Annotated in this window: 16 protein-coding genes; 7 read left to right on the plus strand and 9 right to left on the minus strand. The window is 37.0% G+C overall.

Going from position 1 to position 21,295, the window contains the following annotated elements; translation table 11 throughout:
* Nucleotides 1-43 precede the first annotated feature (43 nt).
* On the minus strand, nt 44-478 hold the full coding sequence (locus L2586_RS17985) for an OmpA family protein (protein WP_235294328.1): 435 nt from the start codon (nt 476-478) through the stop codon (nt 44-46).
* A gap of 168 nt (nt 479-646) precedes the next feature.
* Nucleotides 647-4,021, minus strand: a complete 3,375-nt coding sequence (gene mfd / locus L2586_RS17990; protein ID WP_235294329.1) for a transcription-repair coupling factor — start codon at nt 4,019-4,021, stop codon at nt 647-649.
* Between the two features lie 42 nt (nt 4,022-4,063).
* Here mfd and L2586_RS17995 point away from each other — a divergent pair, with 42 nt between their 5' ends.
* On the plus strand, nt 4,064-4,912 hold the full coding sequence (locus tag L2586_RS17995) for a mevalonate kinase family protein (protein ID WP_235294330.1): 849 nt from the start codon (nt 4,064-4,066) through the stop codon (nt 4,910-4,912).
* Between the two features lie 41 nt (nt 4,913-4,953).
* On the opposite strand, the gene L2586_RS18000 is transcribed toward L2586_RS17995, so the two are convergent.
* The 5 genes from L2586_RS18000 to L2586_RS18020 all read right to left on the minus strand — a co-directional run bounded on the left by L2586_RS18000 (nt 4,954) and on the right by L2586_RS18020 (nt 11,337).
* Nucleotides 4,954-5,520, minus strand: a complete 567-nt coding sequence (locus L2586_RS18000; RefSeq protein WP_235294331.1) for a class I SAM-dependent methyltransferase — start codon at nt 5,518-5,520, stop codon at nt 4,954-4,956.
* A complete protein-coding gene (locus L2586_RS18005) occupies nt 5,510-7,696 on the minus strand; it encodes an OmpA family protein (protein WP_235294332.1) in 2,187 nt (728 codons plus the stop codon). The genes L2586_RS18000 and L2586_RS18005 overlap by 11 nt, the downstream gene beginning before the upstream one ends.
* Nucleotides 7,697-7,700: 4 nt before the next feature.
* Nucleotides 7,701-9,080, minus strand: coding sequence for a dihydrolipoamide acetyltransferase family protein (locus tag L2586_RS18010; protein WP_235294333.1), 1,380 nt, complete (start codon nt 9,078-9,080; stop codon nt 7,701-7,703).
* Between the two features lie 42 nt (nt 9,081-9,122).
* Nucleotides 9,123-10,355 (minus strand): CinA family nicotinamide mononucleotide deamidase-related protein, encoded by a 1,233-nt coding sequence (locus L2586_RS18015; protein WP_235294334.1) that lies wholly within the window; start codon nt 10,353-10,355, stop codon nt 9,123-9,125.
* A 115-nt stretch (nt 10,356-10,470) separates the two neighbouring features.
* Nucleotides 10,471-11,337, minus strand: a complete 867-nt coding sequence (locus tag L2586_RS18020) for an AraC family transcriptional regulator (RefSeq protein ID WP_235294335.1) — start codon at nt 11,335-11,337, stop codon at nt 10,471-10,473.
* Between the two features lie 180 nt (nt 11,338-11,517).
* On the opposite strand from L2586_RS18020, the gene L2586_RS18025 reads away from it, so the two are divergent.
* The 3 genes from L2586_RS18025 to L2586_RS18035 are packed head-to-tail and all read left to right on the plus strand — an operon-like array spanning nt 11,518 to nt 16,622.
* On the plus strand, nt 11,518-14,598 hold the full coding sequence (locus tag L2586_RS18025) for a PVC-type heme-binding CxxCH protein (protein ID WP_235294336.1): 3,081 nt from the start codon (nt 11,518-11,520) through the stop codon (nt 14,596-14,598).
* A gap of 26 nt (nt 14,599-14,624) precedes the next feature.
* Nucleotides 14,625-15,482, plus strand: coding sequence for a sugar phosphate isomerase/epimerase family protein (locus L2586_RS18030; RefSeq protein ID WP_235294337.1), 858 nt, complete (start codon nt 14,625-14,627; stop codon nt 15,480-15,482).
* Between the two features lie 6 nt (nt 15,483-15,488).
* The gene (locus L2586_RS18035; protein WP_235294338.1) at nt 15,489-16,622 is read left to right on the plus strand and encodes a Gfo/Idh/MocA family protein; all 1,134 of its coding nucleotides are present in this window, start codon (nt 15,489-15,491) and stop codon (nt 16,620-16,622) included.
* 452 nt (nt 16,623-17,074) lie between these two features.
* Here the strand turns inward: L2586_RS18035 and L2586_RS18040 are convergent, their stop codons facing one another.
* Nucleotides 17,075-17,833 carry a biotin--[acetyl-CoA-carboxylase] ligase gene (locus L2586_RS18040; RefSeq protein WP_235294339.1) on the minus strand — a complete coding sequence of 253 codons (759 nt, stop codon included), beginning with the start codon at nt 17,831-17,833 and terminating at the stop codon, nt 17,075-17,077.
* 102 nt (nt 17,834-17,935) lie between these two features.
* Here L2586_RS18040 and rsfS point away from each other — a divergent pair, with 102 nt between their 5' ends.
* The 3 genes from rsfS (at nt 17,936) to L2586_RS18055 (ending at nt 21,040) form a co-directional block, all read left to right on the plus strand.
* Nucleotides 17,936-18,319, plus strand: a complete 384-nt coding sequence (gene rsfS, locus L2586_RS18045; RefSeq protein WP_235294340.1) for a ribosome silencing factor — start codon at nt 17,936-17,938, stop codon at nt 18,317-18,319.
* A 24-nt stretch (nt 18,320-18,343) separates the two neighbouring features.
* On the plus strand, nt 18,344-20,293 hold the full coding sequence (ftsH, locus tag L2586_RS18050) for an ATP-dependent zinc metalloprotease FtsH (protein WP_235294341.1): 1,950 nt from the start codon (nt 18,344-18,346) through the stop codon (nt 20,291-20,293).
* Nucleotides 20,294-20,419: 126 nt separating this feature from the next.
* Entirely contained in the window at nt 20,420-21,040 is a 621-nt protein-coding gene (locus tag L2586_RS18055; RefSeq protein WP_235294342.1) for a hypothetical protein, read from the plus strand.
* Here the strand turns inward: L2586_RS18055 and L2586_RS18060 are convergent.
* Nucleotides 21,037-21,294, minus strand: coding sequence for a hypothetical protein (locus L2586_RS18060; protein WP_235294343.1), 258 nt, complete (start codon nt 21,292-21,294; stop codon nt 21,037-21,039). The two genes, L2586_RS18055 and L2586_RS18060, sit on opposite strands and share 4 nt — an antisense overlap.
* Between the last annotated feature and the right edge of the window lies 1 nt (nt 21,295).

A 21,295-nucleotide genomic window follows, 5' to 3' on the forward strand; every position in this document is an offset into this window, starting at 1 on the left:
GTGTAATTATGCATTAAAACGTTACAAAAAAAATTGAAAAGAATTATAACGGCAACGGCCAAAGTACAATATCCACCCTCCGATTCTGAGCTCTACCTTCCCACGTCGCATTGTCGAATTCTGGATTATCGAAGCCGTGGTCTTTGATAAATATATTATCCATGAGGTATCCACCTTCTTCTAACATCTGATAAGATGCACCAGAACGCATCTGAGAAAGGTATTCATTAAATTTTCGACTTCCAATATTGTCTGTATGAGAATGGATATGAATTTCGTAATTTTCTAAGAGTACACCATTTAGGAATTCAAAAACAGCTTGCTCTTGCTCTTCGTCGATATAATAACTGCCACCTCCGAAAAAGATGGATTTTATCAAATATGGTTTTTCTGAATCACCCAATAATTTGTCCTGACCAAAAACCGAACAGCTTCCAATCAAAAATAAAAAGACAATATATCCTTGGATAATTTTCATTGTCAATAAGATAAATCAAAATAACGAAAAATAAAAATCACTTCTTCATTCAAGCAACCTTCACTTCATTTATAACTTTGGATTTTCAACTTTGTTTTACAAAGCGTTAAGAATTATTCACACGAAACTAGATTAACGTGCCATAAAACCATTCGTGTAGTGCGGAATTTAAGAAGTTACTTTTGCAAAAAGCTGGTCTAGAAACTCTCTTGCTTGCTGCAGATTCCCTACTCTTTCCTTAATCATAATAAGGAATCGTGGTGATTGTTTCAAGGAGATTCTTTTACGTTCGGAATTAGCATTGACATAAGCCAAAACATCCGTAAATAATTTAGATTCGAAGTAACTGGATTGGGCATTTCCGATGAAATATGCTCTCATCTTATTTCCTTTCAAAGACAATCGCTCAAAACCTAATTTCTTACATAACCAACGAACTTTTAAACCATCCATTAACTCTCTGAGCTCTTTAGGTATTGGCCCGAATCGATCGATGATTTTCGCCTCGAATTTCTTAAGTTGTTCTTCGTTGTCTATAAGATCCAGCTGTGTGTAGATTCGAAGTCTTTCCTGTATATTATTAATATATTCATCCGGAATCAACATTTCGATGTCCGTCTCAATTTCTACATCTCGAACGTAACTGCGGTCTTTGTCTAAAGTTTCTTTGAAAACGTCTTTGTATTCCGTTTCCTTTAATTCCATCACCGCTTCCTCCAGAATTTTTTGATAGGTTTCATAACCGATATCTGAAATAAATCCACTCTGTTCTCCACCTAGCAAATTCCCAGCACCTCGAATATCTAAATCCTTCATCGCAATCTCGAATCCACTGCCCAAGTCCGAAAATTCCTCCAATGTCTTAAGCCTTTTTCTTGCCTCTGGCGTTAACACAGAAAGTGGCGGTGCAAACAAATAGCAAAAAGCTTTTTTATTAGATCGGCCGACCCGTCCTCTCAATTGGTGAAGATCACTCAGACCGAAATGGTGGGCATTATTGATGATAATGGTATTCGCATTTGCAATATCTAATCCTGTTTCGATAATGTTCGTACAGACTAAAACATCGTACTTCCGATCTATAAAATCGAGTAATGTTTTTTCTAATTGTTTTGCTTCCATCTGACCATGCGCCATGGCCACATCAGCTTCAGGAACAAGTCTTCGAACCATTGCTGTAATATCAGGAAGTGATTTCACTCTATTATGGACGAAGAAAACTTGACCTCCTCTATTGTATTCGTAGTAGATTGAGTCCTTAATCGTTTCATCATTGAAAATTCGACGTTCTGTATGAATTGGCTGACGATTAGGTGGAGGCGTCTTTATAATGGAAAGATCTCTTGCAGACATCAATGAAAACTGAAGTGTTCTCGGAATCGGTGTGGCCGTTAAGGTAAGTGTGTCAACATTGACCTTTATATTTCTCAATTTCTCCTTCGCAGCAACCCCGAATTTCTGTTCTTCATCTATAATCAACAATCCTAGATCTTTGAAGCCAATTTTTTTATTCAGAATTCCATGTGTTCCGATGACTAAGTCTAGCTCACCAGATTTGAGTTTCTCGAAAATTTCATTTTTCTCTTTGGTGGTTCTGAATCTATTGATATAATCTACAGAAACACCGAACTCACTCAGTCTGTCACTAAAGGTCTTAGAATGTTGCAAAGCAAGAATAGTAGTAGGAACGAGGACTGCTACTTGTTTGCCTCCCACTACACACTTAAATGCTGCACGTAACGCGATCTCCGTCTTACCAAACCCCACATCTCCACAGATAAGTCTATCCATCGGATATTCCTTCATCATATCGTCCTTCACAGCGATGGTAGCTTTTTCCTGATCTGGCGTATCTTCATAAATAAACGAAGCCTCCAGCTCATTCTGTAAGTAACCGTCTGGAGGAAATGCGTATCCTTTAGAAGCCTTTCTTTTCGCGTATAATTTTATCAATTCCCGAGCGATATCCTTGACCTTTTTCTTGGTCTTCGCTTTCATGGTTTTCCAAGCATCGCCACCTATTTTGCTCAGTCGCGGAGGCGTACCGTCTTTACCTACGAACTTTGATATTTTATGCAAGGAGTTGATACTGACATATAAGATATCATTGTTCAGATATTTTAACCTTACAGATTCCTGAACATGCCCATTTATATTGATTTTTTCAAGTCCTGAATATTTACCAACTCCATGATCTATATGCGTAACGAAGTCACCTGGCTGGAGCTCACGAAGCATTTTTAAATTCATGGCCTGTTCCTTCGTAAAGCCTTTACGAAGTTTGTACTTGTGGAAACGATCGAAAATTTGATGATCGGTATAGACAGCTACATTTAGATCTTTGTCAATGAAGCCCTCATGTAAGGCTGTGTTCAGTGGAAACCAAGCCATCTTTGCTTCGAGATCATCAAATATGCTATAGAACCGCTCTATCTGTTTTTTATTCTCAGCGAAAACAAAATTTGTCAGCCCTTTACGCTCATTCCCTTCAAGATTATCAATAAGGATCTTGAAGTTTTTATTGAAAGCAGGTTGTGGACTAATATTGTAAGAGATTTTCTGATCTATTTTTAGGTCAATGTGTGGTTTCTTTAAGACAACTGTATGGAAACCTTCTATTTCATCTAAGATTTGATTAGGATAGATAAAGGCACGCTCTTTAAATAAGCCTTCGATTTCTTCTGCACTTTTTACTCCGCTTAGTGAATTTGAAAAAACTACACTCTTTTCGAAGCTGGTCTGAAGTTTTTCCATCATCACTTCTACATCCTGAATCCAGACAGATGTTCCCTTCCCAAATATTTCAAATAGGGAAACTTTTTGTTCTTTTGTGAATTCAGAATTGACATTTGGAATAATGGAGATGGCTTTAATATTTCGAATAGATAACTGGGTCGTCGGATTAAAATTTCGAATACTTTCTATGTCTTCATCGAATAATTCTATTCGATACGGCCATTCATTCCCATAAGAGAAAATATCTACGATTCCACCTCTAATGGCGAACTGGCCTGGTTCGTAAACAAATTCTTCACGAACGAAACCATATTCTACTAGTACTTCTATGATCGTGTCTGTGTCTAACTTTTCCCCGACCTTAATTTCTATTTTTTGTTCTGACAGTAATTCTGGAGAAACTACTTTCTCGAAAATCGCTTCAGGATACGTGATAATAAAATGACCTTCCGCGTGTGAAAGAATAATTTTATTAATGGCTTCCGTCCTCTGTAGGATGTTGGTTTTATTCAGTTCTTCGAACCTCAATGGTCTGGAGAAAGAATCTGGAAAGAAGTGGATGGTTTTATTATCGAATAAGTTTTCTAAGTCATTCTGAAGATAAGCTGCATCCTCTTTGGTGTTAGCGATATAAATATGATTCGCAGGTCTTAGGTTATACGTTCCCGCTAGGACAAAGCTATCCACTGCCCCGATGAAACCTTCTACAAGTATTCTTTTAGGACTCTCCGAGCTTAATAGCTCTGTTATATTTTTCGTTCGCTCATCTTCTTGGTATCTTTTAAGAAGACTATTCAGATTTTCCACGGTGCGAAGATATGATTTTTATTTTTCTAGTATATTGCCATCATGAATATTGATTTTAAAAGTTTTCCGGCTAAGATTTTACTGTTTGGCGAATACTTGGTTATAAAAGGAGGAGCATCTCTTGCGATTCCTATTCGGAATTATTCTGGGAGGTTGGTTTTGAAAAACTCATTTCAAGAAGATAATGTTGCTCCATTTATTCAATATCTGGGCGCACTACCGAATATATATTTGAATCAAGATTTAATAGAAGAGATTGATTTAGATCGACTTTTATTTAATTCTAATATTCCGATAGGTTATGGTGCAGGAAGTTCAGGAGCATTAACAGCTGCGGTTTTCGATGCGTTTGTGGAGAAATATGAAGGGAGTTTGCAGGAAGCTCTTGCGAGCATGGAAGATTTCTTTCATGGTTCTAGTTCTGGTCTAGACCCATTAATTTCATACAGTATGACGCCATCACAAGAAATGAATGAGGATACACTTAAGCATTTTTTCTTGTTAGATACGGGGATTTCTAGAAAAACAGCGCCCTTGGTGGAGATTTTTAAAAATAAAACCTCTGAGATTGATTTTGCTAAATTAGAAATGGCAAATGATGCTGCCATTCAAGCTTCAACGAATTATGATTTTAAATCTTTAAAACAGTCGATGGGGATTATTTCCGCGTTTCAGTTTGAGCATTTTAAAGAAATGATCCCTGATGCTTATAAAGAAATATGGAAGGAAAGTCTTGGTGATGAACTAATAGATATTAAGCTTTGTGGTGCTGGAGGTGGAGGCTTTTTACTCTTATTCGCGAATGAAGCTCAGTATGCGGTGGATTGGGCACTAAAAAATAAGGTTGATATAATTCCTATTGAATTAAACAAAGTTGAAGATGCTTCTTAAATTCCTAAGGTGAAGAGGACAAACTTGATGCACAATACCTATTAGTTATTATGACACACAAAAACAAATGCTGGCGGTATGTTTAATGGTACCCAGTTAATATCTAGATTCCCGAAAACATTCTCATACAATTTCTTAACCATTAAACTATAATGTACTTGTACATAATTTCCACCTTGTATTAAATGATCTTTGCAAGCTTGGATAATAGAATTAGCTACAGGCTCTGGAAAAAGAACAAATGGGATTGCTGAAATTACAGAATCTAATTTACTGAACTTATGAAGTTCGAGATAATGGGATAATTTCTCTGCGGAGTCTTGTATGATAATTAATCTATCGTCATGGATTTCACTAAGTTGCTCGTTAAATGCCTCATTCACTTCGAAAATCATCAGTTTGCAATCTTTATGCATACTACGTAGAATGTGTTGTGTAATAACACCATCTCCTGCACCTAATTCCACAATATACCTAGCTGTATCAAAATCAACATGCTTAATCATTCCTTTGCATAGAAATTTTGAGCTTCTAGTAATTGTACCTATCGTCTTTAAGTTCTTAACACTCTCTTTAAAAAAACTTATAGTCCCCATTTTATTGTCCATTATACTGTAAATAGTTTACCAGATCAGGAAATTTTTGCGCATAATTCATTAACTCACTCGGGTTCATTCGTTTTCCATCAATGAAAGGTATGATTTTCGCTTCTTCAATATTATCTTCTTTTAAAGATTTGAGAACAGCTTGGGCATCAAAATAATCTTTATAAATCCCAATTGTATATACATAATCTTTACTGCCGTAATCTCTTTCGATAATAGCGTCTTGGTAGTGGTTTAGAATTTCATTTTGATACATCTGGCTTACCTTTGCAATAAAAACTTTATAAGTAAGGCCATTCTGAATGGTTCTATATAGTTCTCCAGAAATATCTTTCAGAAATTCGGCAACAACTGGATCATTGTAAGAAATCGATAAGTTCAAATCATCAATATTCTTTATTCTTATCTCAAGTCGTCTGTTTAATTTTTCAGCGAGCTTACCAGCCTGTACTCCTTTTTCTGTAGAAACTAAAGGGTAATTTGATCCAAGGCCTCTCATTAAAACTCTACTTTCATCGATACCATTAACTTTAAGGTAGTCCATGATTTTCTCTGCTCGCTTAATACTAAAATAGAGTTCATAAGCAATCTGACTCTCAGGCACAGAGTGACTTTCAATTTCTATTTTGGTATCTGGATAAATTTTCATGATATCTACCACATTTTCTAAAGTTTTCAGATTAGAAATGGTCAGCAGGTTTTCATCCTTAGTGAAAAAAAGTGGTTCTAAAATATATTCTTTAATTTTTTCAGCTGAATTCTTATTGGATGCTGCTTTAGAGCTTTCATCATTCAGTCCGATCTTCTTATCTTTTACGATATCTTTAACGACATTATCATTAGCGATGAATGGTAATGTAGGGCTATAAGCAAGCTGTCCTAATTCTTGTTGTTTTAAGTAGGCTTTATAAAGGTCGAATTTGCCCATCCCATTTTTTCTAGAAGAACTAAAATAAGCAGACTGACCATCAGCTGAAATTCTAAAATACATGTCATCTAGTGTAGAATTTATACCAATATTCATGTTCTCGCCGACACTCCATCCTCCTCCTTCGAAGGAAAAAGTGGACTTGAAAACATCAAATCCGCCTATACTTTTCACACCATTAGAACTGTAAAAAAGCGTCATACCATCTTTCGTTAGAAATGGAGAGACTTCATCCAGTGGACCGTTTACAGCAGGACCTAGATTCCTAGGAGAAGACCAGTAATTGTTGCTTTTATAGCAAACATAAATATCATAACCGCCGTATCCACCTTTTCGCTTGCTTGAAAAAATGATGGTAGAATCATTATAAAATTGAAGATAGACATCACCCTTTTCTCCTATAAGAGGACTCTCGAATTTGGGTGGATAGATATTGTCATGGTCTACTCCGAAAGTATCTACATAGATAGTTGCAGAAGTCGGTGAATCTCCTTTTAAGAAAAATAAAACGGATCCGTCAGAACTGAAATCTAATACTCTTTCATGTCGAGAAGTATTGAGCAACGAATTTAATGGTTGGATCGGTGACCACTTCCCATTCTCTAGACTAGCTGAAAACATATCTAGGAAGTGGGTCCCGTATACATTGTCTTTTATACCTTTTTCATTTCGAAGTCCGCCTGCTGCAGATGGTCGATTACTGGAAAAGTAATATTTAGAAAGATAGTTAGGACTTTGAATCGGATCGATCTCATCATATACAGAATTGATTTCAGGGCCCATATTTTCTACAAAAGCCTTCTGATCAAAGTATTGCAAACTTAACCCTGTTGCACAACGCTTAATTTCGCTAATGACAAATGGTCGATTTTTATCTTTCTCATTTGTTCTACGAAGGTACTCCTTGTAGTATTCTATAGCCTTCTCAAAGTTTAACTCAGCGTGATATATTTTGCCGAGATATAGAAAAAGTTCATCTTCCTTTTTTTTAAAGGAAAGCAAACTTGCAATGTCCCGTTTTGCTGCATTTAATTCATTCGTCTCATATAAGCTGATCATCCTTTTTAAAATCAGATCTCTATTCTTATGAGCGTTTTTATCCTTGCTGAATTCTTTCAAGGCATCCCGGTAAAGTTCGTGCTCGAAGAACTTTACACCTGAACGATAAAATCTATCCTGACCATTTGCCACAGAGACAGAAACCAATAATAGTATCGGTAATATGTAATAGTATAGATTTTTTAATTCCAATTTTCTAAATGTTTCTATCCTTATCGAAGGCTTCTAAATAGTCAGCGATTTTTCTCAAAAATGAGCCTCCTAAGAATCCATCAACTATTCTGTGATCATATGATAACGAAAGAAACATCATATGACGTATAGCAATGAGGTCACCCATTTCAGTTTCAATAACCGCAGGCTTCTTTTTTATAGCTCCAACCGCTAATATAGCAACTTGTGGTTGATTAATAATAGGTGTCCCCATGACATTACCGAAAGTTCCTACATTTGTCAGTGTGAAAGTGCCGCCTTGAATCTCATCAGCTTTCAGATTATTCTCTCTAGCTCTTTTTGCTAAATCATTTACCGCTTTAGTTAAACCTAGTAAATTCAGATGGTCTGCATTTTTTATTACTGGAACAATCAAGTTTCCAGATGGTAACGCAGCCGCCATTCCAAGATTAATGAAGTTCTTTTTAATAATCTTATCTCCTTCTAGAGAGATATTAACCATCGGATAATCTTTAATGGCCTTAGTTACAGCTTCCATGAAAATAGGAGTGAAGGTTATTTTCTCACCATGTTTTTTCTGAAATTCTGCCTTTACTTTTTCTCTCCATTGAACGACATTAGTAACATCTACTTCTACGAATGATGTTACATGCGGCGCAGACTGCTTGGACTTGACCATATGATCTGCGATTAATTTTCGCATTCTATCCATCTCTATGATCTCCGTTCCGCCATTCAAAGAAGGAGAAGGTGATGGCGAGGTAGTTTTAGCCGCGACATTACTAGGAGATTCTACTTTCGGAGTATTTTTTATCGTTTCAGGTTCTTGCTGAACTTGAGGTGCAGATGGCTTAGAATCCTTCTGCTCTAAGTAATTTAGAATATCTTTTTTAGTAACTCTGCCATTAGCTCCAGATCCAGGTACTTGATCTAGTTCTTGGATGCTGATAGATTCTCTCTGTGCAATGGTTCTTACCAATGGGGAATAAAATCGATCAGTAGTACTAGGTTGGTAATCTGACTTGTGACTTACTTTAGGTTGTTCTTTTAGAATGGTTTCCTGCACATGCGCGTGACCGTTCTGATGAGTGCTTTTTAATTCTTTTTCAGGATTAATAGGCTCTTCAGGTACTGCTGGAGAAGGTTTTACTTCTTGTGTTGCATCAGTCTTGATTCTAGCAATTACTTTTCCGACTTCTACAATTTCATTCTCGATAAAAAGAATTTCAGAAATAACGCCTTCTACAGGAGAAGGGATATCTGAATCCACTTTATCGGTGGCTATTTCCAAAATTGACTCGTCTAATTCTACAGTATCTCCTTCCTTCTTAAGCCATTTTAATATGGTAGCCTCCATAATGCTTTCGCCCATTTTGGGCATTACTAAATCAACTATTGCCATACCTATGGAGTATTAGTTTTATGAAATGTAAAAGTACGTGAATTATTGACCAACTAAAAATTTTCTTAACATATTCAATGCTGCGATAGATGTATACGTGATATTTTTATTTCTATTCTTTGTCAAATTTAGTTTGTGTGTGATGACTTTATCTGCGCTTCCAACAGCGATCCATATAGTGCCAACTGGCTTTTCGGGCGTCCCACCTCCAGGCCCAGCAATTCCACTTGTTGCGATGGCCACGTCTACATCTAATTTTCGAAGAGCACCTTGAACCATTTCTGTAACCGTTTCTTTACTAACAGCTCCATGATCTTCCAGTGTTTTCGATTGGACACCTAGTAAATCAGTCTTTATTTCATTAGCATAAGAAACAATGCTCCCTTTATAATAAGCAGAAGAGCCTGCAATACTAGTAATCATTCTTGCTACATTTCCCCCAGTGCAGCTCTCTGCCGTCCCAAGTGTTAATTTCTGTTCTAACAAGATCGCCCCGATTGCTTCTTCCAGTCTGATATTATCAAAGCCATATACAATATTACCAAGTGAATTACATATTTGGTCTACTGTCGCGGTAAGTTCTGAATCGTCATTTTCAGACTTGCTACTGACTCGTATTCTTACATTTCCTAGCCCTGGTAAATACGCCACTTTAATATGAGGTGGTAAGGCATCTATAATTGGAAGTATTTTTTCCTCTATCATCGTCTCTCCCCAGCCCGCAGTCATAATCGTTTTATGAAATATACGATTGCCATTATTTAAGGCAGCTAATTTTTCTAAGCCACCATTCTCCATGATATATTTCATTTCATAAGGGACGCCAGGCATTGATATGATTATACTTCCATTGTGTTCCATCCACATTCCTTGGGCAGTTCCCATCTTATTCGATAGGATCGCACATCCAGCAGGAACATATGCCTGAGTTTTATGACTTTCTTTAACTTCTATATTTATTCTCTTAAATAAAGCAGTCAGTTGCTCTAAGATAGAAGCGTTGAACTCTAACTCAACACCTAGAAAATTGGCAAGAGCTTTCTTGGTAACATCATCTTTAGTCGGTCCGAGGCCACCCGTTAGAATAATTACGTCCGTCTTACCAGTTAATTCGCTAAGATGTTTGATGATCTCGTCCTCTGTATCCTGAATGGACCTGATTTCAGTAACTCTTATGTTAATCGCTTCTAATTCAGCTCCAAGCCAAGCAGAATTACTATCGATTACTTGTCCGATAAGCAATTCATCTCCTATCGTTATAATTTTAGCTTCCATTTAATTCGAATTATACATTGACATAAATGTATTAGAATTAAAAAGGTTGCCAAGCACATTTAGAGGAAAATGTTTATATAGATCATCATTTATATTTTCTAGGGGCTAAATCTTTCTATTGCACATATTCTTTTCGGTACTCTAAAGGAGTTCGATTGGTTATCTTCTTAAATTGACGATTAAAATTGGAAAGCGTCTGGAATCCTGAATCATAGCAAGCTTGAGAAATATTAACTTTGTTCTCTATTAATAATTTGCAGGCATGGCCAATTCTTATTTCAATTAAAAAATCAGAGAATGTCTTGTTAGCATGTGTTTTAAAATATCGGCTAAATGATGTAGGCGTCATATTCGTAAGCGTAGAAAACTCTGAGATGCTAAGTTTGCGTTTGAAATTCTTAAGCGCATGTGCATACACTATATTCATTCTTTCCGTATCTCCATCTTTCAGTGAATTCGTATAGCCTGCACTTGCTAATACATTGATGTCAGAGCACAAAGAAATAAGATGAAGTATTTTTAACAATTCAAGAACACCCTCGAATCCTCTTAAGGAAACAAGATTAATGAGCATTTTCTTTATTGTTTTCGCTACAGGGCCTTGAATATCGACGCCTCTTAAACTCTTCTTGAAAAGCTTCCTTATTTTGATAACTTCTTCTTTTTGTAGGAGGTTTTCACTGATGAGTTCTTCATTAAAATAAACAACGATACCTTCTGACCAGTTTTCACCGTCTTCTGATGATGAATCTGAATCACTCCGCCATAGGTGTGGTAGATCTGGTCCAGTAAAAGTTATATCATCAGGATAATAAGTCATTACACTGTCTCCTATAAACCTTGTTCCTGTCCCTTTCAGGACCATGAAAAGTTGGTATTCTGAATGAAAATGCCATGTAGGGTCAAAAACTAATTCTTTTAAATGCTTTACGACAAATGCATGGGTATATGGAATGGGTGATTTTTGTAGTGCCGATTTCATTTTGTGGGTGTACGTTTTTATATGAATTTTCTCCAAAAAGTAGAATAAGGTACTAAATTACCCCGAAATGTTCATTTATTTCAATAAATAAGATATGATATAGTCAGTATGTGAAATAAAAGAGGATATTATAAACTAATATTCTTTGTATAATTATATCAAAGTTAAATACACAAGACAATGATATCCAAAATGGTAAAAATCGCAAGCTTCGTATTCGTGTTAATATTCATATATGGTTGTAAGTCTGATCCTCCACTTCCTGCTGATGATGTACCACGGAGAATCGAAATGCTTTTTCTTGGACATCATCAGGAACATCATAATTCTAGAAAATATCAACCGATCCTTGCATCGGCATTGACCAAGGAAGGTATTAATTTAACATACACAGAAGACCCTGACGATCTGAATGCTGATAATCTGAATCAGTACGATGGTGTAATAATCTACGCAAATCATGATAGCATTTCGCAAGCACAAGAGAAATCCTTGCTGGATTATGTAAAGGCAGGTCATGCATTTATTCCTATTCATTGCGCTAGTTATTGCTTTAGAAACTCTGATGATTATGTGGATATGGTCGGAGGTCAATTTTTATCTCATGAGACGGATACTTTTGTCACTACGATTGTGGACAAAAGCCATCCTACGATGCAGTCAGTAGAGCCATTTTCTACTTGGGATGAAACCTATGTGCATCATAAAATTGCAGAAGATATTAAGGTGTTAATGACAAGAGCAGAAGGTGATAAAGAAGAGCCTTGGACTTGGGTGAAGGAATATGGAAAAGGAAAAGTTTTCTATACAGCTTACGGTCACGATGAACGGACATGGACTAATCCAGGGTTTTCGAACTTAATAAAAGAGGGAATCGTATGGGCGGTTTCGGATCAAGTGAAGTCGAACTGGGAAGCATTCGCAAAGGATATTCCTGTGTTGAGCTATGAGGAAAAGCCTAACATTCCTAATTATGAAAAGAGAGATCCTGCTCCTAAATATCAGTTGCCTTTGTCTCCTGAGCAATCAGAGAAATTGATACAAGTACCTGTCGGATTCAAATTGGAATTGTTTGCTTCAGAACCAGATATTATTAATCCTATTGCGATAAACTGGGATGAAAGAGGAAGGCTTTGGGTGATCGAAACAGTTGATTATCCTAACACCGTTCGAGAAGATTCAGGGGTCGGAGATGATAAAGTGAAGATCTTAGAAGATACAGATGGTGATGGCAAGGCAGATAAAGTGACTGTTTTCGCTGATAAGCTTAATATACCGACAAGTTTCACCTTCTCGAATGGAGGAATTATCGTTTCTCAAGCGCCTCATTTTATATTCTTAAAAGATACAGATGGCGATGATAAAGCGGATGTTAGAGAAGTCATCATTGATGGATGGGGCACATATGATACACATGCAGGCCCATCGAATCTGCAGAATGGAATAGATAATAAAGTATATGGTGTACTTGGATACTCAGGTTTCAAAGGTCAGATATTCGGGAAGGATCAAGAATTCCGACAAGGAATATACCGATTCGATCATGGTTTGAATAATTTTGAATATTTAACAAGAACGAGTAACAATACGTGGGGACTAGGAATTACGGAAGACAACTCGATATTTGGATCTACAGCAAACAATACACACAGTGTATTCTTGGGAATTCCTAATCAAACTTGGAAGGAAGCAGAAGGTATTAGATTTGAAGGAAGCAAGAAAATAGATGGGCACTACGATATGCAGGCCATTACACCAAATGTAAGACAAGTGGATGTCTTCGGAGGATTTACTGCAGCGGCAGGTCATCAGTTTTACACGGCTCGAAATTATCCAGAGAAATATTGGAACAAAGTAGCATTCGTATGTGAACCTACGGGAGGCTTGGTGCACATCGCTAAAATAGAACATGACGGAGCTGGATATGTCGAAGAAGATGGTGGTAATTTATTTGCAAGTTCGGATGAATGGGTTTCTCCTGTAGAAGCAAAAGTGGGACCTGATGGAAATGTTTGGGTTGCAGATTGGTATAATTTTATCGTTCAGCATAATCCTACTCCGAGTAAAGAAAGAGCAGGCTTCGATGCAGAGAATGGTGACGGAAATGCTTACGTGAATCCATTAAGAGATAAGTCAAATGGTAGAATATGGAGGATAGTTCCGAAAAATGCTAAGCAATCGAAGGCGCTGTCGCTGGATAGAAATAAAACGAAAGACCTCATCAGTGCATTAAAGAATGATAACCTGTTTTGGAGAATTACTGCACAGCGCTTGCTTGTAGAATCTGGTGATCTAGAAAATTTAGATGACCTTTTTGAATTGGTCAATGACAAATCTGTGGATGATCAGGGAATGAATGTAGGTGCGCTTCACGCATTGTGGACCTTAGAAGGATTAGGTGTTTTAGAGAAAAATAAAGAGGCGCAATCTGTAGTAGAAGCGGCTTTTTCTCATCCTGCTTCAGCTGTTAGAAAAGCGGCTATTCAAGTATCACCAAAAATGAAATGGGTGGATAATGGGATCTTATCTGGTGATTTATTGAATGATAAAGATCCAGAGGTCCAACTTGCTGCGATCTTATATTTTACAGATAGATACGCAACAGATTCAGTAGGAGAGAAGCTTTATGCACTTAGTCAGTCTCAAAAAGTGCAGGACGATTTATGGCTTTCGCAAGCAGTATATATTGCGGCGGCTAAGAATTCTGAAGAATTTGTAGCAGCATATCTAAAAGATAATCCAGGAAAGAAATTTGATTCGTCGAAAGCGGATGATGATGAGTTACCGAAGTTAGATGGAAGTAACTTGGCGGAAATGTTCGTTCAGAATTATATTGATAAAGTGGATATAAAAGTGATGGAGTCGGATAGTGAGGAAGAGGCTGGAAATAAAATAGTCATAAGAACGATCAAAAATGAGATGAAATACGATCTCACGAAATTCACAGTGAAAGCTGGGGAAATGGTGGAAGTGGTATTTGAAAATAATGACTTTATGCAGCATAATTTGGTGATTGTGGATAAAGGTGGACTAGAGAAAGTAGGGGCTGGAGCAGACAAGTTGGCGGCAGATCCTCAGGGTGCTGAGAAAAGTTATGTGCCAGATATGAAAGAAGTGCTGCATGCTACTAAGATTATAGATCCTAGTCAGAAAGCATCTTTGAAATTTAAGGCACCAAGTGAACCGGGGATATACCCATTCGTGTGTACATTTCCTGGGCATTGGCGAATAATGCAAGGAGAGATGACAGTAGTAAAGTAAGTGCGAATTAATTAAAATTTATGTCAATGTTAAAAAACATCAATTTCGGAGCGAGTACATGGTTATGGGAATCGCCTTTTAGTACGGACTCTATAGCATTGTTTCCGAAAATTAAAGCTTTGGGCTTCGATCTGGTAGAAATACCAGTGGAGGATCCAAGTTTGATAGATGGAAATACTGTAAAAAAAGCTTTAGCAGATAATGGACTGAAGGTAAGTGTTTGTGGTGCTTTCGGGCCGACGAAGGATTTTACTTCAGATGATATAGACCTTCATGAGAATTGCTTTCGATATATCGAGGAATGCTTTAAGCTTTGTGAATTGTTTGAAGTTGATTTTTTGGCGGGGCCAATGTATTCAGCAGTAGGCAAAGCGAGAATGCTTCCTGATGAGCAAAAAAAGGTAGAGTGGGAACGGGCAGTATCTAACCTTTACAAGGTATGTGAAATGGGAAAGGATTATGGTCAATTTATCGCACTAGAACCTTTGAATCGGTTTGAATCAGATCTTGTGAACACTGCAGATGATGTTCTTCGACTCGTCAATGATATCAATCATTCTAATGCTAAAATAATACTGGATGGATTTCATATGACCATTGAAGAAAAGAATATAAAAGATGCGATTCATACGGTAAAAGATAAGTTGATTCACGTCCAAGTTTCTGAGAATCATCGCGGAGTTTGTGGAACGGGATTGACACCATGGCGTGATTTCAGTGAGGGATTGTCTGAAATCGGGTATGAAGGTTCGATTGTGATCGAGAGTTTCACACCTGAAATTAAGGAATTAGCTGGCGCAGTTTGTATTTGGAAAAAGCATGAAGGAGGGCAAGATGATTTTGCCTCGAAAGGATTAAAATTTATAAAGGAAACATTTAAATAGCGAGAAATGGGAAATAAGAAAATTAATATTGCAATTATAGGTTTGGGATTTGGAGCTGAATTTATTCCTATCTACCAGCGGCACCCGGATGCCAATTTGATAGCTGTGTGCCAGCGAAATGAAACGAAGCTTAATGAAATAGCAGACAACTTCAACATTGAAAAGCGATTTACATCTTATGATGAATTGCTGAATGATCCGTCTATAGATGCAGTTCATATTAATACTCCGATTCCGAATCATGGAGAACAAACCATTAAGGCGCTAAAGGCTGGGAAGCATGTGGCGTGCACGGTTCCGATGGCAACTTCCGTAGAGGAATGTGAAGAGATTGTAAGGTTGACGGAAGAAACGGGATTGACGTATATGATGATGGAAACGGTCGTGTATGCAAGGGAGTTCTTGTATATGAAGGAATTATATGAGAATGGCGACTTGGGAAAAATTCAGTTTTTGAAAGCCAGTCACCAGCAAGATATGGATGGATGGCCGAATTACTGGCCAGGATTGCCTCCGATGTATTATGCAACTCATTGCGTAGGGCCAGTTTTGGGATTGACGAGAGCTGAGGCGGAGTATGTTTCTTGTTTTGGGTCTGGAACAATTAGAGAAGAGTTAATCGAACATTATGGTTCTCCATTTGCTGTGGAAACGACGCATATTAAGTTTAAGGATTCAGATCTTAGTGCTCAAGTATATCGTTCTCTGTTTGATGTAGCTCGTCAATATAGAGAGAGTTTCGAAGTGTATGGATCTGAGAAATCGGTAGAATGGCCGTTAATAGAAGAAGAGCCATTAGTAGTTCATACTGCTAAGAAGCCAGAACCTGAAATACCTGAGAAAGTAGAATGTCCAGATTTTGCAAAACTTTTACCGAAAGAAATTCAAGGTTTTACCACTGGAGGCGTCTATGATTCGGATGATAACCAGCATCTGTCTTTTACCCAAGGAGCTGGTCATGGTGGGTCTCATCCGCATCTTGTGCATGAGTTTGTTGATGCTTTGCTGGTAGAGCGATCACCTTATCCGAATGCGAGGCAATCAGCAAATATGACTTGCGTGGGAATTTTAGCGCATGAGTCTGCGCTGAAAGGAGGAGAGCTTATTAGGTTGCCAGAGTTTACATTTGAAAAGAGTTGAAATTAAAGATACATGATTTGTGTAAGTGCCCGATGTGACCAGAGAAGTTATGTTGTTCATTTAATTACACACCATTTTTTGAAATAGATAAGATCGACGATAATGAAGACTGAAGTACTCTTGTACAATAAGATTTCAATCGTGAAATAACTTAACACCCTTTTGTTTGAATAAATAAAAGTGTTAATCTTATCTAGGCACTAGCAAATCAATTTTAATTAATAAGATCAAGTTTTAGAACCCACAAATCGGTGCGCTGCACCTCATTTTTTTTTGCTAGATATTTAGTTACAGACAACTTCGGTCCTCTAGACCTGCTATTTCAGCGAGATGGCTAAGAGCTAAGGGCTTAATGCTAGTTGTTGATTAACTAGAAACTTTTCTTTTTAAGATATATATTTTGCGAGATCGCTAACAGCTAACAGCTAACAGCTAAAAACAAAAAACTAAAATCACATCCACTTCAACTCTCCGAAGCTAAAAGCAGCATATTTACCATCTAATTCTACGATAAGGTTTCCTTCTCTATTCACGAAAAGTACTTTGGCAGAAAAAAGATTCCCATTTTCATCTTCGAAAAATCTAACTTGATCCTTAGCATAAAGGTGGTCATTGTACCTTTTATCCTGAATTTGCAAATTCCTTTGAAGTAACATATATTCCGTTTTGATGTCCAACATAAGAATGTCAAGTAACTCCCTTTTGTCAAAATCCACTCCTAATTCTATGGCTAAAGAAGTTGCTTTAACATCGGGTGGAAAATCTAATTGGTTCACATTGATTCCAAGTCCGATGACGGTAGATTTGATTTTATTCCCTGAAATTGTGTTTTGAATAAGGATGCCACCGATCTTTTTAGGGCCACAATAAATATCATTTGGCCATTTTATTTTAATTTCTTTTGACGATAAAAAAGAATTTAAAGTATTCTGAACGGCAAGAGAAATGGCTTTACTAAGAGAAAATTGCTCACTGACAGGTAAAAATTCAGGATATAAAATAATCGATGAAAGCAGGTTCTTTGTAGATTCTGACATCCATTTTCTGCCATATTGTCCTCTTCCTTGTGTCTGAAAGTCAGCTGAAATGACTGTTCCCTCTGCTGGTGCGCTTTTTGCTATAAGATTAAGCGCGTATTTGTTAGTAGAGTCTATTTCAGAGAAATGGTAATGTTTCGCGCCAGTGAATAGGCTGTCTAATTTAGTAGGCAATAAACTATTTATTTAGTAGTTTTGTTTATAACAATATCTAGGTAAAGATAGCAAGTCCTTTTTGGGTTTTGTATTTTGCCGTTAAAATAATTTAATAACAATTTGAATAATACAAACCATGCAGTTCAAGAATCCCAGGAAACTGGTGCATTAAACGAACTAATCATTGATTCGATACAAGACATTAAAGGTAAAAATATCGTTAAAATAGATCTCCGATCTCTACCTGAAGCTCCGGCTGATTTTTTTATAATCTGTGAAGGCGAATCGACCACTCAAGTGGGAGCAATTGCTGGAAATGTTTACAAAAGAGTTAAAGACGAAATGGGTTATATCCCACATCGAGAAGGCCAAGATGCCGCTAATTGGGTATTAGTTGATTATTTTGATACCATAGTCCACGTATTTTACCCAGAGACAAGAGCATTATACGACCTTGAAGATTTATGGAGTGATGCACAGTTTACGGAATTTCAGAACCTTTGAATTAAATGAGCCTAAGGCTAATATATGAGCGAAAAAGAAAATAATAAAGATAACAAGAACAATAAGCCTAAGATAAATTCTTATTGGATATACGGTGTTCTGATAGCTTCTATACTGGTATTTAACATATTCATGTATAGTAGTTCTAATACTCCTCCTACAACAATGAACTCTTTTGCTGAAATGGCAAGAGCTGGAGATGTTAAAGACGTAGAAGTTCTTAATGGAAAATTAGTCAATGTTTTTCTAAAGAAGGAGAGTCTGGATAAATATTCAGATGTCAAAGAAAATAAATTTGCAAGTGGTGTCAATCCTCACTTTTCATTCGAAATTGGGTCTGTAGATATATTTTACAGCTTAATCCAAGATCTTGAAAAAGAAGGTGTTATGATTGATCCTGTATATAAAACAAAGGAATCTTGGCTAGCTCCTTTACTGGGTTGGGTACTTCCTTTTATCATCCTTATCGCGATCTGGTTGTTTATCATGCGGAGAGTTAGTGGTGGTGGTGCAGGGCCAGGTGCGCAAATTTTCAATATCGGAAAATCTAAAGCTACATTGTTTGATAACAATGCGAAAGTCAATGTAACTTTTAAAGATGTTGCAGGGCTTGATGAAGCAAAGGAAGAAGTAATGGAGGTCGTAGACTTCCTGAAAAATCCTAAGAAATATACTTCATTAGGAGGTAAGATTCCTAAAGGTGTATTACTTGTAGGCCCTCCGGGAACAGGTAAGACATTACTTGCGAAAGCAGTTGCTGGTGAAGCAGGTGTGCCATTCTTCTCGATTTCTGGATCTGATTTTGTGGAAATGTTCGTTGGTGTCGGTGCTTCTAGAGTAAGAGATTTATTCAAGCAAGCAAGAGAAAAAGCACCTTGTATCGTATTCATCGATGAGATAGATGCAATAGGACGTGCAAGAGGAAAAGGTGCAATGCAAGGTGGAAATGACGAGAGAGAAAATACATTGAACCAATTACTAGTGGAAATGGATGGTTTTAGTACAGACAAAGGGGTAATCCTTATGGCAGCTACAAATAGACCAGATGTTTTGGATTCAGCACTACTTAGACCTGGACGTTTCGATCGACAGATTGGTATTGACAGACCTGACTTAAAAGGTAGAGAAGATATTTTCAAAGTTCACCTAAAGACCATTAAGACTGGTCCAGACATTGATGCAAGTGAATTATCTGAAATGACACCAGGTTTTGCGGGTGCAGATATTGCGAATGTATGTAATGAGGCAGCATTGATTGCAGCGAGAAGAAATAAGAAGGAAGTGGACATGGATGACTTTAACTATGCGTTAGATAGAGTTATCGGAGGATTAGAAAAGAAAAGTAAATTGATCTCTCCTAAAGAAAAGCAAATCATTGCTTATCACGAAGCAGGTCACGCGATTTGTGGATGGTTCTTACCACATGCATCTCCATTAGTTAAAGTAACGATTGTGCCAAGAGGAATTGGAACCTTAGGTTATGCTCAGTATTTACCGAAAGAAGAATACATTACGAGAACTGAAGCCCTTTTAGATAGAATGTGTATGACATTCGGAGGAAGAGCGGCTGAGAAAATAATTTTTGGAAAGATTTCTACAGGTGCTCAAAGTGATTTGGACCAAGTAACGAAGATGGCTTACAGCATGATTTCGGTTTATGGAATGAATGATAAAGTAGGTAATGTTTCCTTCCATGGCATGTCTCAAGATCAGTTCAGCAAACCTTATTCTGAAGATACGGCTACATTGATTGATAATGAGGTTAGAAAAATGGTAGAAAGCCAATATCTAAGAGCTCAAGAATTATTGAAAGATAAAAAGCAAGAATTAGAAATTTTAGCTCATGCTTTATTAGAGAAAGAGGTATTGTTAAAATCGGATGTAGAAACGCTGATAGGAATGAGACCTAAAGAAGCTGGTGTAGAAGCTGAGATTTTTTCTGACAGTAATCACGTAAGCGACGATAACGAATAAATGTAAGTTAGTAGAACGACTATTCTGCTTATTATAAATGATAAAATGAGCTTCAAGCCCTTTTTTTGATTCACTTCAGAAAAAGGGCTTGATCGTTATGGTTAATTTCGTTAACTTGTAGTCCCTATGCCAAATAAAATAGATACAGATAGTATTGTCAGAGATAGACAAGATAAGCTGAAAGATAGTGCCGATCAATCTAATGCTACCTACGTAAAGCAATTAGAAAAGTCGTCTTCTATCATGCCACCAGAGAAACCTTTCGAAACGGAAGCTGCTCAAAATCAGACAACCGTCAAAGAAGAAGCTGATCCAACTGTAAACAACGACTTTGTTCAGAATGTCAAAGATTCCACAAACGAAATAGAACGCATAGATAAAACCAATGAAGTAAAGCTTCACTTGTTAAATAATGAATACTCTAAGCTTACTGAAAAATTAAGTGATGGCTCGCTAACGAAAAAAGATGTTGCCACTTTAGAAAGTGCTTTATTTGATGTTCAAGATAAAATAGAACTTTATAAGTCTAAGTTGCAAGCTGGCGCGATGTCATCTCTGAGTGGTGAGTTACAAGAAGAAATAACAGATGAAGAGGGCGATGGAGAAGGTGGTGGAATTTCTGATACGATTCTAGATGGTCTGAAAGATCAAGTGATAACGGCTGTTCCAGGAATCTTTCTTGCTGTGAAAGATGATGAAGAAGAGGAGGAAGAAGAACTGGAAGAAGGAGAAAAGAAATACGACTAGTAACTATTAAGGTCTTCTAATTCAATATACTTTTCAGCATATTCCATTGCGTCTATTCCTTTAATATCTTTAATGATGCGTAGTTCTTTTCTGAATGTCAATTCTATAAAAAAGTCACAATAACTGTAAAGGTCTATTCTCACGTCTTCGTCTTCGATACTTTCTACCTTAGAAGCTTTTGCCTTTGCAATATTAACCTGTTCGTCCATGCTAAGGGTGTTAAACGATTCTAGGTCATGTTCATAATGTTCCATA

This window comes from Portibacter lacus (assembly GCF_021533215.1).
Taxonomy (GTDB): domain Bacteria; phylum Bacteroidota; class Bacteroidia; order Chitinophagales; family Saprospiraceae; genus Portibacter; species Portibacter lacus.

What these genes read in the sequence shown, in the direction of transcription:
- L2586_RS17985 (WP_235294328.1), bottom strand. Translation starts at nt 478, where the DNA reads ATGAAAATTATCCAAGGATATATTGTCTTTTTATTTTTGATTGGAAGC.
- L2586_RS17995 (WP_235294330.1), top strand. Translation starts at nt 4,064, where the DNA reads ATGAATATTGATTTTAAAAGTTTTCCGGCTAAGATTTTACTGTTTGGC.
- L2586_RS18000 (WP_235294331.1), bottom strand. Translation starts at nt 5,520, where the DNA reads ATGGACAATAAAATGGGGACTATAAGTTTTTTTAAAGAGAGTGTTAAG.
- L2586_RS18010 (WP_235294333.1), bottom strand. Translation starts at nt 9,080, where the DNA reads ATGGCAATAGTTGATTTAGTAATGCCCAAAATGGGCGAAAGCATTATG.
- L2586_RS18015 (WP_235294334.1), bottom strand. Translation starts at nt 10,355, where the DNA reads ATGGAAGCTAAAATTATAACGATAGGAGATGAATTGCTTATCGGACAA.
- L2586_RS18020 (WP_235294335.1), bottom strand. Translation starts at nt 11,337, where the DNA reads ATGAAATCGGCACTACAAAAATCACCCATTCCATATACCCATGCATTT.
- L2586_RS18025 (WP_235294336.1), top strand. Translation starts at nt 11,518, where the DNA reads ATGATATCCAAAATGGTAAAAATCGCAAGCTTCGTATTCGTGTTAATA.
- L2586_RS18030 (WP_235294337.1), top strand. Translation starts at nt 14,625, where the DNA reads ATGTTAAAAAACATCAATTTCGGAGCGAGTACATGGTTATGGGAATCG.
- L2586_RS18035 (WP_235294338.1), top strand. Translation starts at nt 15,489, where the DNA reads ATGGGAAATAAGAAAATTAATATTGCAATTATAGGTTTGGGATTTGGA.
- ftsH (WP_235294341.1), top strand. Translation starts at nt 18,344, where the DNA reads ATGAGCGAAAAAGAAAATAATAAAGATAACAAGAACAATAAGCCTAAG.
- L2586_RS18055 (WP_235294342.1), top strand. Translation starts at nt 20,420, where the DNA reads ATGCCAAATAAAATAGATACAGATAGTATTGTCAGAGATAGACAAGAT.
- L2586_RS18060 (WP_235294343.1), bottom strand. Translation starts at nt 21,294, where the DNA reads ATGGAACATTATGAACATGACCTAGAATCGTTTAACACCCTTAGCATG.